We start from the raw sequence: 14,285 nt of genomic DNA, 5'->3' as shown, positions 1-14,285 counted from the left end.
CAAACAACCGGAGGATCGCCGATGACTGCCAGCCCCGTCCTATGGACCCTTGATGAGCGTGGGGTTGCGACCGTCACGTTGAACCGGCCGGAGGTCAACAACGCCTATGATGGCGCGTTGATCTCGGGTGTGCTGGCGGCCATGGACGATCTGGCCAAGAAGCCGAACCTGCGGGTCGTCGTTCTCAGGGGCAACGGCAAGCATTTCCAGGCCGGCGCCGACCTCAAATGGATCAACGGCGTGCGGCCGCAATCGCCTGAGACCAACGAGGCGGCCTCGCGTGCGACCTTCGAAGCCGTGCAACGGCTCAACACCTTGCCGATCCCGACGGTCGCCTTGGTGCAGGGCGGCTGCTTCGGCGGCGGCACCGGCGTGATCGCGGCCTGCGACGTCGTGATCGCCGCGGACAACGCCCTGTTCTCCATCACCGAGGTCCGCTGGGGCCTGACCGCCGCGATCATCATCCCGCAGCTTTGCGACGCCATCGGTGTCCGGCAAGTCCGCCGCTACGCGCTGACCGGCGAGCGCTTCGGCGCCGAGGACGCCCGCCGCATCGGCCTCGTCCATGAGGTGGTGCCGCTCGCCGATCTCGAATCTGCTGGAGCCAAGGTGGTGGAGCAATTGCTCGCCAACGGGCCGGAGGCGATGGCCGAGACCAAGCGGCTCGCGCTGGAGAGCTCGTTCGGCGGCATGGCGGTGGACGATGCCGCCTACAAGCGGCTCGTGCAGCTGCATTCGCTCAAGCGCCAGAGCGCGGAGGCCGCGGAAGGGTTGGCGTCATTCGCGGAGAAGCGGGCGGGGAATTGGGGCGGCGGGAAAGGCTGAGCGTCAGCAGCCGCGGCAGATGTTGTTGATGCTGCGATAGACGGCGTCGTCGTCCTGCCGCGTCTGGCGCAGTGTTTCGAGCGTCGTGCTCTCGGCGGCCGGCGCGGCCGGCTTGCGCTTGGCCGCGAGCTCGTCCTCCTGCCGCTTGTAACAGGCCTCGCGATCGGGCTTGGCCTGGATGAAGCGGCAGTTCTGCTCCACGGCCGAGGCGGCGGTGGTCGAGATCGCGAGAACAATCAGGGCGGGCAGGGCGAATTTCAAAAGCGTCGAATCCATGCTGGCCCTTCTGTCAGGTCCGCAATGCAAGAGCAACCGCCATGTTGTGACGCCAGAGGCGGCTCACAGCGACGGCGCCAGTGACGTTTTCAGCAGGGTCAGCAGCGCCTGCACCGCGGCCGCGTTGCGCCGCCGCTCGGGAATCGCGGCCTTCACCCACAAATCCGGAATCGGAAAGTCGCGCAGCACCGGCTTCAGCCTGCCGTCATGCAAGGCATCCGCGACGAGATAATGCGACATCAGCGCGATGCCGTTGCCGGCAATCGCGCTCCGCGCCAGCACGTGTCCCTCGTTGGAGGACAGCAATGGGCTGACCTGGATGCTGATGCGACCGCGCGGTCCGTCGAAAATCCACTCCGGTCCGGTCGGCAGGAAGCTGAGGCAGCGGTGCTCGACCAGGTCGCGCGGATGTTTTGGCGTGCCGTGCTTCTTCAGGTACGCCGGCGAGGCGCAGAGCAGGCGCTTCAGCAGACATAAGGGCTCGTCGACCACGCCGCCGAACGAATGCGGGAAGGCGCCGATGGCGATGTCAAATCCTTCCGTTACGGGATCGACCGGGCGATCGATCAGCACGATCTCGAGTTTTAATCGCGGGTTCTGGGTCTGGAACGCGCTGAAGGCGTCGGCGAGGCGCGCCACCGTCAGCGAGGTGGGCGCCTTGATGCGGAGGTGATCGACGAGATCGTGGCCCTTCTCGCCCATGCGCGAGAGCAGGTCGGTGGCATCGGTGACGACGCCGCGCGCGCGATGCACGTAGCGCTGGCCGGCTTCGGTGAGACGCAACTGCCGGGTCGAGCGGTGAAACAGCGGCGTGCCGATCCGCGCCTCCAGCTGTGTGACGCGTTTTGCCACCACCGAGGTCGAGACGTTGAGTTTTCGTGCGGCGGCGGAGAATCCGGCCGCATCGGCAGTGGCGAGGAAGGCCTGGAGGTTCACGAGGATGTCCATTTTGACCTTTCTCGATTCGCGAAAGTTGATTGCGTATTTTGGTGGATTGTAGCCCGCTACGCGTTAATTCATAGTCGTCTCCAAGCAAGGAATTTTGGGAAGGGACGCGCCATGCGGGCCACGACGATCGAAGAACCAGCGCGCAAAGTGCCGCTCTACGGCGAATATGAGGTCGTCGTCCTCGGCGGCGGTCCGGCCGGCATCGTGGCGGCGGCGTCAGCGGCGCGCGCGGGGCGGAAGACGCTGCTGATCGAACGTTACGGCTTCCTCGGCGGCATGGGCACCGCCGCCGGCGTCACCAATTTCTGCGGCCTGCACGGCAATGTCTACGGCAAGGCCCACCGGCTGGTGCAGGGCATGGCGTCCGAGCTGCTGGCGCGCATCGACCTGCTCAACGGCCTCAACACGCCGCATCTGATCCTCGGCAAGGTGTTTGCCCAGGCCTATGACACCGCGGCCTACAAGATCGCGGCCGATCAACTGCTCGCAAGCCACGGGGTGCACATCCTCTTCCATGCGCTCGGCGCCGGCGTGGTGATGAGCGATAACAGCCGCATCGACGCGTTGCTGGTCGAGACCAAGGCCGGCCGGCAGGCCGTGCGTGCGGAAATCTTCATCGACTGCTCCGGCGACGGCGATCTCGCGGTCTGGGCTGGTGCGCCGTTCGAGATCGGCGACGAGCACGGCCATCCGCTCTATCCCTCGATGATGCTGCGTCTCAACGGCATCGATCCAGACAAGGCGGGCGAGGCCTGGCGCACCATTCCGCAATTGATGGAAAAGGCGCTTGCCGCCGGCACCCACACATTCCCGCGCAAGAGCGCGATCGTGCGGCCGCAAAAATCCGGCATCGAGTGGCGGGTGAACTTTACGCAGGTCGCGCGCGAGGACGGCCACGCCATCAACGGCATCGAGCCCGACGATCTCACCCGCGGCGAGATCGAGGGCCGCAAGCAGGCGCTCGCGGCGTACGAATTCCTGCGGAGCACCGTGCCGGGCTTTGAAAAATCCTACATCGTCGACCTGCCGCCGCAGCTCGGCATCCGCGAGACCCGCCGCATCAAAGGCGGCTACCAGCTCAGCGGCGAGGATGTGCTCGGCTGCGCCTCGTTTGAGGATTCCATCGGGGTCAACGGCTGGCCGATCGAGGCCCATGTTCCCGGCGATGTCGTCTTCACCTTCCCGCCGATCCCGGAATCCCGCGGCTACAACGAGCTGCCCTACCGGATGCTGGTGCCCGAGGGCGTCGACAATCTGCTGGTCGCCGGCCGCTGCGCCTCGATGACCCATGAGGGCCAGTCGGCGGCGCGGGTCTCCGGTGCCTGTTTCGTGATGGGCGAGGCGGCCGGTTCCGCCGCCGCCTTGGCGCTCTCCGGAAACCGGATTCCACGCGAAATCCCCATTGAAAAATTGCAGGAAACGTTGAAACAACAGGGCGCCTTCATCGGGCGGGACCAGGTGGTGCCCGAAGGGCTGTAACGGACTGCAAGAGAACGACGGCGGAGGAAACGGGATGATCGGGATGGTACGGCTCGCGCTTGCGGGCCTGGTGGCGATCATGGCGATGGGCACGGCGCGGGCCGAGGACGCGCTGAAGGCCAAGGTCGGCGTGCTCCGTCTGTCGTCCTCCGCGCCCGTCTTCATCGCGCAGGACAAGGGCTATTTCCGCGAGGCCGGTCTTGACGTCGAGCTGAAATTCTTCGATGCGGCGCAGCCGATCGCGGTCGCCACCACCTCGGGCGACGTCGATTTCGGCGTCACCGCCTTCACCGCCGGTCTCTACAATCTCGCCGGCAAGGGCACGCTGAAGGTGATCGGCGGCATGAGCCGCGAGAAAGCAGGCTATCCCCTGATCGGCTATTTCGCCAGCAACAATGCCTATGCTGCCGGTCTGAAAACGCCGAAGGACCTCGCGGGCAAGCGCGTGGCGATGACGCAGGTCGGATCAAGCTTTCACTATTCGCTCGGCCTGCTCGCCGACAAATATGGCTTCAAGCTCGCGGACGTGAAGATCGTGCCGCTGCAATCGCTGTCGAATGCAGCAGCTGCGCTGAAGGGCGAGACCGTCGATGCCGCGCTTCTCCCCATCTCCACCGCGCGAAAGTTGATGGACGAGGGCGGCGCGAAGTTTCTGGGTTGGGTCGGCGACGAGACGCCGTGGCAGCTCGGCGCAGTGTTCGCCTCGCCGAAGACGCTGACCAACAAGGCGCTGGTGACGAAATTCCTCAGCGTGCTCGCAAAAGCCGACCGCGAATATCACGACGTCATCCTCGCCGCGATGAAGGACGGCGTCGCCCCGATCAACGAGCAGACAAAACCGCTGCTGGAGATCATCGCCAAATACACCAACCTGCCGGTCGAGCAGGTGGTCGGCAACTGCGCCTATATCGATCCCGACGGCAAGCTCGACGTGAAGAACGTCGACAACCAGATCAAATGGCTGCAGGAGCAGGGTTTTGCCGACAAGGGCTTTGACGTGAATGCGATCATCGCCAAGGATTATGTGAAGGCGGACTGATGTGTCCGTCATTCCGGGGCGATGCGAAGCATCGAACTATGGTGCGCACTTGCGCACCTGAGAATCTCGAGGTTCCGGGTCTGATCCTTCGGATCATCCCGGAACGACGGAGAACAGGATAGACGAGACAGAATGGACCTGATCGCCAGCCACATCACCCATCGCTTCGGCGATCTCGCCGTGCTCGACGACGTCTCCTTCACCGTCAGCGCGGGCGAGGTGGTGGCGATCGTGGGACCCTCCGGTTGCGGCAAGAGCACGCTGCTGTCCATACTGGGTGGCCTGCTGCAGCCGACCTCGGGCGCGCCCGAGCTGCGTGGCGCGCCGCCCGCGGACAGTCTCAATCCGCTGACCTTCGTGTTCCAGGATTTTGCGCTGCTGCCCTGGGCGACGGTGGAGGAGAATGTCGAATTCCCGCTGCTGCATACCCAGCTTTCGGCTGCGCAGCGCCGCGCGCTGGTCGACGACGCCTTGCGCCGCACGGGCCTGACCGACTTTCGCCAGACCTATCCAAAGCAGCTCTCCGGCGGCATGCGCCAGCGCGTCGGCATTTCGCGCGCGCTTGCGGTCAAGCCTGCGATCCTGCTGATGGACGAGCCGCTGTCGGCGCTGGATTCGCAGACGCGCGAGCTGCTGATGGAGGATTTCGTCCGCCTGCTTGCCGATGGCGGCATGGGCGCGGTCTATGTCACCCACAATCTCGAGGAGGCCGCTCGGCTCGCCGATCGCATCGTGGTGCTGTCGCGGCGGCCGGGGCGCATTCGCGAGGTCGTGACCGTGCCGATGACGCGCGCCGCGCGCGGCGAGGCGGCGGCGCGTGAAAAGCTGCTGGCGCTGCAGAACCAGATCTGGTCGCTGATCCGCAACGAGGCGATCGATGCCGAGCGCGAGGTCCAGCATGCTTGATCGCGCACCGGCGCAAGACGAGACGACCCGGCGCGTCCGCTTTCGCGGCGCCGGCTTCGTGCCCGCCTCGAGCCGCTTCGGCGGCTGGATCGCGCTCGCCCTGGTCATCGCGATCTGGCAGGCCGCCGGGAGCGCCGGCCTCGTCAATGCGCTGTTCCTGCCGACGCCATCTGCGATCGCCCGGGCGATCTACCAGCTCGCGATCTCGGGCGCGCTCTGGCAGCACCTGTCCGCTTCGCTCTTGCGTATCGGTGTCGGCTGGGTACTCGGGACAGTGGCCGGCGTTGCCGTCGGCTTCGCCATCGGCCTGTCGCGGCTGGCGCGCAGCGTCGGCATCACCTTCATCTCGGCGCTGTTCCCGATCCCGAAGATCGCGCTGCTGCCGCTCTTGATCCTCTGGCTCGGGATCGGCGAAGAGCCGAAGATCGCGACCATTGCACTCGGTGTGTTCTTCTCGACCGCGATCTCGGTCTATAGCGGCGTCGATGCGGTGCCGCGCAACCTCATCCGCATGGCGCAGAGCTTCAACGTTCCCTTCGCCACCATCGTGCGCAAGGTGATCTGGCCCGGCGCGCTGCCCGCGATCCTCGCCGGCTTCCGCATCACTGCGTCGGTCGCACTGCTGCTCGTCGTCAGTGCCGAGATGATCGGCGCGCAATACGGCATTGGCGCCTTTGTGCTGCAGGCCGGCAATCTGATGCAGACGGATCAACTGCTCGCGGGCGTGGTGATCCTGTCGGTGTTTGGGCTGGCGGTAGGCAAGGTGATCGGCTGGCTGGAGACGCGGCTCTTGCACTGGCGGTAGCCAAGTTCACCGCTGCCGTAGGGTGGGCAAAGCGCAAGCGTGCCCACCATTTCTTCATGAGTCGCGAAGACGTGGGCACGGCGCGTTGCGCCTTTGCCCACCCTACGAGAGCTACGAGTCCCTCACGCGTTCCCACGATCCTCGCGGAACAAATCCAGCTTCTGCTGCACCGGCCGATCCGAGAAGCTGAACAGCACGGCGTCCTCCTCCGCCTCGTGGGTGACCCAGTGCCAGCTCGGCACCACGAACAGATCGCGCGGGCCCCATTCGAACACGGCATCGCCGATGCGGCTGCGACCCTTGCCTTCGATCGGGCAGAACACGGTGGCATCGGTCGAACGATAGCGCGCGGTCTTAAAACCCTTCGGCAGCAGCTGGATGAAGGTGCCGATGGTTGGCATGGCGAAATCGCCGGTCTCGGGGTTGCTGAACTTCAGCTTCAGCCCGTGGCAGGCGTCCCATTCCTGGCTCGTCCTGGCCTTCTCCAGCGCGTCGCGGGTATAGGCATAGGGATAGCTGAAGATCGGCGAGGTCTTCGAGCTCCGCTTCACGTCGACCGGCAGCAGGTTATGGCCGTAGCGCGCAAAACTGTCGCCGGCCGGCTTGGTGATCTTCTGCTGGTCCTCCTTGGAGCCTTCCGCGAAGGAGCAATCGAAGAACTGGACCAGGGGGATGTCGAGGCCGTCGAGCCAGAACATCGGCTGATCGGTCTCGTTGGAATGATCGTGCCAGGTCATCGACGGCGTGATGATGAAGTCCCCTCGCTCCATCGCGGTGCGCTCGCCGTCGACCGCCGTGTGCGCGCCCTTGCCTTCGAGCACGAAGCGCAGCGCCGACTGGCTGTGGCGGTGCGCGGGCGCGACGTCGCCGGGCACCACCATCTGCACGCCGGCATAGAGCGAGGTCGTGATCTTGGACTGCCCGCGCAGGCCGGGGTTCTCCAGCACCAGCACGCGCCGCTCGGCTTCCTTGGCCGTAATCAGCTTGCCGGCCTCGGTCATGTAATCGCGGATGACGTCGAACTTCCACAAGTGCGGCCGGCAGGCGCTCTTCGGCTCCGGCGTGATCAGGTCGCTCATCACCGTCCACAGCGCGGTGAGATTTTCGCCGTCGATCTTCTTGTAGAACGCCTCGCGTTCCGGCGTCTTGGTCACGGCTTCCATGGTGGCGCTCCCGTTCGTTTTGTTGATTGACAGTATACTGACGATCTAGGTAGCGTCAATGTGACGAACGGAATACAAAGTCCCGTCATTCCGGGGCGAGTCGAAGAGCCGACTCCGGAATCTCGAGGTTCCGGGTTCTCGCTTCGCGAGCCCCGGAACGACAAGACACAGGGAGGTCTCGATGAAGCTGCACGGCTATTTCCGCTCCAGTGCCGCCTACCGCGTGCGGATCGCGCTGAACCTCAAGGGCCTCGGCGCCGAGCACCTGCCGCATCATTTGCGCAAGGGCGAGCAATGCGCGCCCGCTTATCTTGCCATCAATCCGCAGGGCCTGGTGCCCGCGCTGGAGGACGATGCAGGCGCAGTGCTGACCCAATCGGTCGCGATCATCGAATGGCTGGACGAGACCCATCCCAAACCGCCGCTGCTGCCCAAGGATCCGCTGCGCCGCGCCAAGGTGCGGGCGTTCGCGCTGGCGATCGCCTGCGATACCCATCCGGTGCAGAACCTGAAAGTGCTGGCGCGACTGCGCGAGCTCGGCCTCGCCGAGGAGAAGGTCCAGGACTGGGCCGCCTGGGTCAACCGCGAGGGCCTGTCGGCCTGCGAAACGCTGATCAAGGGCGAAGCGGGGCCGTTCTGCTTCGGCGATGCGCCGACGCTGGCCGACCTCTGTCTGGTGCCGCAGCTCGCGAACGCGCGCCGCTTCGGCGTCGACGTCTCGGCCTATCCGCGCCTGCTGAATGCCGAGGCCGCGGCCAAGGCGCTGCCGGCCTTCGCCAATGCCGCGCCGGAGAAGCAGCCCGATGCCGAGTAAGCCTTCCACTCCGATCACGATCGACGCGGTCTATGACGCACCGGGCTATCTGTTCCGGCGCATGCAGCAGATCGCGGTCTCGATCTTCATGGAGGAGTGCAAGGCGTTCGACCTCACGCCGGTGCAGTATGCCGCGCTGATCGCGATCCACACCCATCCCGGCATCGACGCGACCCGGCTGTCAGCGGTGATCGCCTTCGACCGCTCCACGCTCGGCAGCGTGATCGAGCGTCTCCAGGCCAAGGATTATATCGAACGCAAGCCGGCGCCTGAGGACAAGCGGATCAAGCTGCTCTATCTGACCAAGTCGGGCGCGGCGATCCTGCGCGAGATCATCCCCGCCGTCGAGCGCGCCCAGGCGCGCATGCTGGAGCCGCTCAAGCCCGCCGATCGCAAGGCGCTGATGGGGCTTCTGGAGCAACTGGTCGATCTCAACAACGAAGCCTCCCGGGTGCCGCTGCGGGCCGAGGACGCGCTGGAGCATCTGGGGAAGGGTGGGTGAGGGGGCGCCCCGGCGAGCCCAGCGCGCGATCTCGTAGGGTGGGCAAAGGCGCTCTTGCGCCGTGCCCACCACCTGTCTCCAACGGACAACAAGTCGTGGGCACGCTTCCGCCTTCGCTCTTCGAGCTACGACGGACAAGTCGCTTTGCCCACCCTACGATTGCGGTGCGCGGAACTCCGTCCTCGCCTCACATCCGCAACAGCGCCTGCCGGTCGATCTTCCCCGTCCCCGTCTTCGGCAGCTCGTCGATGAAGATCACCTCGCGAGGATATTTGTAGGGCAGCAGCTTGCTCTTCACGTAGTCCTGCAGCTTCCGCGTCGCCTCGCCCTGATCGGCCGCGCGGTTGTTCATCACCACCACCGCCTTCAGCGTCATGCGCCGGTCCGGCAGCTCGGCGGCGAACACCGCGCATTCGCGGATGTCGGGGTGGTCGGCGAGGCACAGCTCGACCTCGAGCGGGTAGACCCACTGGCCGGAGATCTTGATGAGATCGTCGGCGCGGCCGCGGAAGAAGTGGAAACCATCGGCATCGCGGACGAAGCGGTCGCCGGTGTAGATCCAGCCGCCCTCGCGGATGGTCTCGGCGGATTTGTCCGGCCGGTTCCAGTACAGCGGCGTGTTGGAATCGCCGCGCACCCACAAAATGCCTTCCTCGTTATCGCCGACCTCACGCCCGTCCTTGTCGCGCAGCGCGACCTCGTAGCCGGGCACGCGCAAGCCCGCGGCGCCGAGCTTCTTCTGCTCGGGCCGGTTGGAGAGATAGATGTGCAGGACCTCGGTCGAGCCGAGGCCTTCGACGATCTCGAGCCCCGTGAGCGTCTTCCAGCCGTTGAAGACCTCTGCCGAGAGCACTTCGGCGGCGGAGAGCGCCATGCGCAGCGACGAGAAATTCGTCTTCTCTGCGCCCTCGGCCTTGGTCAGCGAGGTATAGAGAGTCGGCAGGCCGAAGAAGACCGTCGGTCTGTACTGCTCGATTGCCGCGAAGATCGCCGCCGGCTTCGGCTGGCCTGGCAGCAGCAGCGTCGCCGCGCCCGCCGAGAATGGGAAGGTGACGGAATTGCCAAAACCGTAGGCGAAGAAGATCTTCGGCACCGAGAAGCAGATGTCATCTGGCGTCAGCTTCAGCACATTCCGCGCAAAGGCGACATCGCTATAGGCCATGTCGTGCTGGAGATGCACGATGCCCTTGGGCCGGCCCGTCGAGCCGGAGGAGTACATCCAGAACGCCATCTCGTTGCGATCGGTGTCCGCTTCGGCGAGCTCGGTCGGGAATTGCGCGAGCCAGCCCGCCGCCGCGACGGCGGCAGGCGCGGCGTGCTCGCCGACCTCGCCATTGACGACGATCAGCGTCTGCAGCTTCGTCTCCTGGCACGCCTCGGCATTGAAGCGTGCGCAGAACTCGGCATCGGCGACCGCAACGGCAGCGCCGGAATCGGCGAGATAGAATTGCAGCAGGTCCGGCGGCGTCAGCGTGTTGATTAGCAGCGGCACGAACCCGGCGCGCACCGCGCCGAAGAAGGCGGCGGGATAAGCCGGTGTGTCGTCGAGGAACAGCAGCACGCGATCGCCGCGCGTCAGGCCGAGCGAGGCAAAACCGTTGCCCCAGCGGCAGGCCTCCGCGCAGAGCTCGGCATAGGTGCGCGTGCCAGCGGGGCCAATGAGGGCGAGCTTGTCGCCGCGGCCCTGGGCCAGATTGTCGAACAGCACGCGGCTGGCATTGTAGGTTTGCGGAACGGCAAAGCCGATCTCGCGCGTGCCCGCGCTGTCGGCGGGCACCTGGTCGCGGATCTCGTTGCTCATGCGGTCGCCTCGCTGGCCGCATCCCCGCCGTCGCCTGCGCCATTCCTGGCGGCCTCGTAACGCGCCATGAAGGCCGGCGACATGTGGCGCAGGCGTGCATCGTCGATGCGCCCGGAGCGGGTGATGTAGCTGTATGCGAAATCCATCAGGTCAAGCTGCATGTGCTGGGCGAAGTGCTCGTACCAGAAGGCGCTGGTGCGGGCCGCGTTGACGAGCTTCTGCACCACCGGCTTGCGCTCGGCCTGGTAGCGCTGCAGCGCGGTGGTCAGATGCGCATCGGATTCCAGCGCCTTGACCAGCGCGATCGCGTCCTCGATCGCGAGCCGCGTGCCCGAGCCGATCGAGAAATGGGCCGAGTGCAGCGCGTCGCCGATCAGCACCATGTTCTTGAACGACCAGTGCTCGTTCCAGACCCAGGGGAAATTGCGCCAGACCGATTTGTTGGAGACGAGGCAATGGCCGCCAAGCGTGTCGGCAAACACCTCCTCGCACACGCCCTTGGACTGCTCGACGTCCTTGTAGGCGAAGCCATAGGCCTGCCAGGTCGCGTAATCGCATTCGACCAGGAAGGTGCTCATGGTCGGCGAATAGCGGTAGTGATGCGCGTTGAAGGCGCCGCGATCGGTCTTCACGAAGGTCTGCGACAGCGTGTCGAAGCGTTTTGACGTCCCATACCAGACGAACTTGTTGGAGGAGTAGGACAACGAGGTGCCGAAATCGCCCTCATAGGCGCGGCGCACCAGCGAATTCAGCCCGTCGGCGGCAACGATCAGGTCGTGGCCGTTGAGCTGGTCGACGCCGTGAACCGGCGTGTCGAAGCGCGGGGTGACGCCGGCATCGAGCGCGCGCTGCTGCAGGAACCTCAAGAGCTCGAGCCGCCCGATCGAGGAGAAGCCGACGCCGTCGATGGCGATGCTGTCGCCGCCGAGGTTCAGCGTGATGTTCTCCCAGCGCTCCATATGCGGCGCGATCCCGTCGACCGTTTCGGGGTCGTCGGCGCGCAGGAACTCCAGGGCCTGGTCGGAGAACACGACGCCAAAGCCCCAGGTCGCGTCGGCCGGGTTCTGTTCGAACAGGTCGACTTGATCCTCGGGGTGACGCTTCTTCCAGAGATAGGCGAAGTAGAGCCCGCCGGGCCCCCCGCCAATCACGGCGATCCGCAACGTCTGCCTCCCTAATTGACAGTATACTTACTATCTAGGGGTAGACTAATGTGCTCCGACGTCCGGCGCCAGCGGAATTATCGGCAAGGCCGGCACGCCGAAGCTCGCTTTCGGACCCACGCTTTGCGCGTGTCCAAAATCCTCATTCGCGAACATAGCCAAACCGCGCCGGATTGACCACCCGGGGGTCAGACGCAGCGTTTTACGTAGACGCCGTTCACCAGCACCCTGGTACACCGGACCACGGGAACCGGCTTGCGGACGACGACGGCCGCGTTCGGCCCGGCGCAACCGGCGCGATAGACGCCGCGGGCGCACACCACCGCATTGGCGTCGGTGGCCTCGAACGTCATGGTCGCGGCGAAGGCGAGCAGCGCGGAAGCGATCAGCAGCAACGAACGCATGTCTTTCTCCCGGTCTTGTCGTGATTGAAATCGGATGTTTGCAAATGGTTTGTCGCCGCAGCCGCGCGAAAATTCATTCGCGCGACGCTCCGTGATGATCACGCGCCTTGGCACGTGATCATGCCCTGCCTCAACGTGCGGCGAACGGGGCGAGCACGTCCTTGCACGCCGGCGACAGTGAGGCGGCGTTGTTGGAAATGCACTGGATGATGCGGCCGCCGCCGGGCGCGACGCCGGCGCAGAGCGTGCGGATGTCGGCGCCGCAGGCCGACCGGACGATGAACAGTTCTTCGCGCGGCAGCAATGGGCGCAGCACGATCACGGCCGGTGCCGCGGCAGGCGTCGCCGCTGCAGCCGGTGCTGCACCGGCAGCGGGCGCGGCCGCCGCCGTACCGCCGCCCGAAGCCGCATTCACGGCCTTGGCGCAGCCCGCCGACACCTTCGCCTTGTTCTTCTCCAGACATTCGAGCGCCGGCGCGCCGCCCGGCGGCACGCCGGCGCAGACCTTGGGGTAGTCGCCGCGGCAGGCGCTCTTGATCGCGGACACCTGCGCGCTGCTCGGCTGCTTTGGCGCTGCCGCTTTCGAGGCGGCTGCCGCTGCCGGTTTGGCCGCGGGCTCGGCTTCCGTCTTTGCAGGTTCGGATTTGGCAGGCGCCGCTTCGGTCTTCGGCGCGGCTGCCGGCTCGACCGCGCGAACCGCGGCCTGGCATCCCGACGACAGGCTGGACATGTTCTTGGCAAGGCATTGAAAGGCTTCAACGCCGCCGGGCGTCACGCTCGAGCAATGCGCCATGAAGTCCGAGCGGCATGCGGAGCGGATGGCGCTCTTCTGGGCCTCGGTCGGCGCTTGTGCGAATGCGCCTGTTGCAGTTGCGAAGAGAGTTGCGGCAAGCAACGCGGTGCGCGTTGAGGCATGTTTCAACGTGTTGAACATCTGAGTGAATTCCTGCCCTGTCGGTCATGCCGACAATTTTCAAAAAGGTATGCAAGCGCAATCGTCGCGAGTGATGCCTCGCGAGCGGTATCTTTGGCCGCTTTGGCCTCTACCGCAAGTAGATAATGTCAGTGCAATTGCGACGTGATTAGGTCGTAAGCTTCACCATGCGCTTGCCGCGGTTCTCGCCCGCGAGCAATCCGATCAGCGCTTTCGGCGTGTTCTCGAGGCCATCGATGATGTCCTCCTGCACCTTCAGCTTGCCGGATTTCACCCAGGCCTGGAGATCGGCGAGTGCACGCTGGCTGTCCTTCATGTAGTCCATCACGATGAAGCCCTGCATCACCAGCCGCTTCACCACGATCAGCCCAGGCACGCCGCGCGGACCGTGCGCGGAGGGTGCGCCGTCATATTGCGAGATCGCACCGCAGCAGGCGATGCGGCCGTAATTGTTCATTTGAGGCAGGCATGCTTCCAGAATGTCGCCGCCGACATTGTCGAAATAGACATCGATTCCCTTCGGCGCAGCCGCGCGCAGCGCCTTGAACACCGCGCCGTCCTTGTAGTCGACGGCGGCATCGAAGCCGAGCTCGGAGGTCAGCCAGTGGCACTTGTCGGCACCGCCGGCGATGCCGATGACGCGACATCCCTTGATCTTGGCGATCTGTCCGACGATCGAGCCGACCGATCCCGCGGCTGCCGAGACCACAACCGTCTCGCTCTCCTTGGGCTTGCCGACCTCCAGCAGGCCGAAATAGGCGGTGAGGCCGGCGATGCCGAACACGCTGAGCAGATGCGTCATCGGCTCGAGCTTCGGCATCTTGGTCAGATGCTTCGCCGGCACCGCGGCATATTCCTGCCAGCCGGTGTCGCCGAACACGATGTCGCCTGCCGCAAGCCCCATTGCCTTTGAGCTCACGACCTCGGCGATGGCGCCGCCGGCCATCACGCTGTTGGCTTCGACGGCCGAACGATAGGTCGCGCCGTGCATCCAGGCCCGGTTGGCGGCGTCGAGCGAGATGTATCGCACGCGCAGCAAGGCCTCGCCGTCCTTCGGCTCCGGCATCGCGCCCTCGATCATCTTGAAATGTTCAGGACCGAGTTTGCCGCTGGGCTTCTCCACCAGCAGAATCTGGCGATTGGTGTTGCCGCTCATGGCGTTTCCCTCTTCATTTGTTTGACGATTATTGATGCAGCCGCCGCAAAGAAAACGTGCAAGCCGCATT

15 protein-coding genes are annotated in these 14,285 nt (G+C 65.3%); 7 read left to right on the top strand and 8 right to left on the bottom strand.

Going from position 1 to position 14,285, the window contains the following annotated elements; genetic code table 11:
• The first annotated feature begins 21 nt into the window (after positions 1-21).
• The gene (locus tag JQ603_RS31505) at positions 22-825 is read left to right on the top strand and encodes an enoyl-CoA hydratase-related protein (protein WP_212345668.1); all 804 of its coding nucleotides are present in this window, start codon (positions 22-24) and stop codon (positions 823-825) included.
• A gap of 3 nt (positions 826-828) precedes the next feature.
• On the opposite strand, the gene JQ603_RS31500 is transcribed toward JQ603_RS31505, so the two are convergent.
• Positions 829-1,101, bottom strand: a complete 273-nt coding sequence (locus tag JQ603_RS31500; RefSeq protein ID WP_212345666.1) for a hypothetical protein — start codon at positions 1,099-1,101, stop codon at positions 829-831.
• A gap of 63 nt (positions 1,102-1,164) precedes the next feature.
• Entirely contained in the window at positions 1,165-2,049 is an 885-nt protein-coding gene (locus JQ603_RS31495) for a LysR family transcriptional regulator (RefSeq protein ID WP_212345664.1), read from the bottom strand.
• Positions 2,050-2,160: 111 nt separating this feature from the next.
• Between JQ603_RS31495 and JQ603_RS31490 the strand changes: the two genes are divergently transcribed.
• The 4 genes from JQ603_RS31490 (at position 2,161) to JQ603_RS31475 (ending at position 6,278) form a co-directional block, all read left to right on the top strand.
• Positions 2,161-3,528: an FAD-dependent oxidoreductase gene (locus tag JQ603_RS31490; protein WP_212345662.1), complete on the top strand. Its 1,368-nt coding sequence runs from the start codon at positions 2,161-2,163 to the stop codon at positions 3,526-3,528.
• Positions 3,529-3,562: 34 nt separating this feature from the next.
• On the top strand, positions 3,563-4,567 hold the full coding sequence (locus JQ603_RS31485) for an ABC transporter substrate-binding protein (RefSeq protein WP_212345660.1): 1,005 nt from the start codon (positions 3,563-3,565) through the stop codon (positions 4,565-4,567).
• 132 nt (positions 4,568-4,699) lie between these two features.
• The gene (locus JQ603_RS31480) at positions 4,700-5,473 is read left to right on the top strand and encodes an ABC transporter ATP-binding protein (RefSeq protein WP_212345658.1); all 774 of its coding nucleotides are present in this window, start codon (positions 4,700-4,702) and stop codon (positions 5,471-5,473) included.
• The gene (locus JQ603_RS31475; protein WP_212345656.1) at positions 5,466-6,278 is read left to right on the top strand and encodes an ABC transporter permease; all 813 of its coding nucleotides are present in this window, start codon (positions 5,466-5,468) and stop codon (positions 6,276-6,278) included. The genes JQ603_RS31480 and JQ603_RS31475 overlap by 8 nt, the downstream gene beginning before the upstream one ends.
• Before the next feature lie 122 nt (positions 6,279-6,400).
• Here the strand turns inward: JQ603_RS31475 and gtdA are convergent, their stop codons facing one another.
• Entirely contained in the window at positions 6,401-7,441 is a 1,041-nt protein-coding gene (gene gtdA / locus JQ603_RS31470; protein WP_212345655.1) for a gentisate 1,2-dioxygenase, read from the bottom strand.
• A gap of 181 nt (positions 7,442-7,622) precedes the next feature.
• Between gtdA and maiA the strand changes: the two genes are divergently transcribed.
• Together maiA and JQ603_RS31460 are read left to right on the top strand one after the other, a co-directional pair.
• On the top strand, positions 7,623-8,255 hold the full coding sequence (gene maiA, locus JQ603_RS31465; protein WP_212345653.1) for a maleylacetoacetate isomerase: 633 nt from the start codon (positions 7,623-7,625) through the stop codon (positions 8,253-8,255).
• Positions 8,245-8,757, top strand: a complete 513-nt coding sequence (locus JQ603_RS31460; protein ID WP_212345651.1) for a MarR family winged helix-turn-helix transcriptional regulator — start codon at positions 8,245-8,247, stop codon at positions 8,755-8,757. The genes maiA and JQ603_RS31460 overlap by 11 nt, the downstream gene beginning before the upstream one ends.
• Positions 8,758-8,944: 187 nt before the next feature.
• Here JQ603_RS31460 and JQ603_RS31455 read toward each other — a convergent pair whose 3' ends face one another.
• From JQ603_RS31455 to JQ603_RS31435, 5 genes are all read right to left on the bottom strand, one after another.
• Positions 8,945-10,558 carry a benzoate-CoA ligase family protein gene (locus JQ603_RS31455; RefSeq protein WP_212345649.1) on the bottom strand — a complete coding sequence of 538 codons (1,614 nt, stop codon included), beginning with the start codon at positions 10,556-10,558 and terminating at the stop codon, positions 8,945-8,947.
• Entirely contained in the window at positions 10,555-11,721 is a 1,167-nt protein-coding gene (locus tag JQ603_RS31450) for an FAD-dependent monooxygenase (RefSeq protein ID WP_212345647.1), read from the bottom strand. The genes JQ603_RS31455 and JQ603_RS31450 overlap by 4 nt, the downstream gene beginning before the upstream one ends.
• 188 nt (positions 11,722-11,909) lie before the next feature.
• Complete coding sequence (locus tag JQ603_RS31445) at positions 11,910-12,125, bottom strand: hypothetical protein (RefSeq protein WP_145667400.1); 216 nt, start codon at positions 12,123-12,125, stop codon at positions 11,910-11,912.
• Between the two features lie 130 nt (positions 12,126-12,255).
• Positions 12,256-13,059 carry a hypothetical protein gene (locus JQ603_RS31440; RefSeq protein ID WP_212345645.1) on the bottom strand — a complete coding sequence of 268 codons (804 nt, stop codon included), beginning with the start codon at positions 13,057-13,059 and terminating at the stop codon, positions 12,256-12,258.
• A 148-nt stretch (positions 13,060-13,207) separates the two neighbouring features.
• A complete protein-coding gene (locus JQ603_RS31435; protein WP_212345643.1) occupies positions 13,208-14,215 on the bottom strand; it encodes an NADP-dependent oxidoreductase in 1,008 nt (335 codons plus the stop codon).
• Positions 14,216-14,285 lie beyond the last annotated feature (70 nt).

The sequence above is a fragment of the Bradyrhizobium liaoningense genome, assembly GCF_018130825.1.
Classification (GTDB): domain Bacteria; phylum Pseudomonadota; class Alphaproteobacteria; order Rhizobiales; family Xanthobacteraceae; genus Bradyrhizobium; species Bradyrhizobium liaoningense_B.
This window is presented reverse-complemented; position numbering and strand designations above follow the sequence as displayed.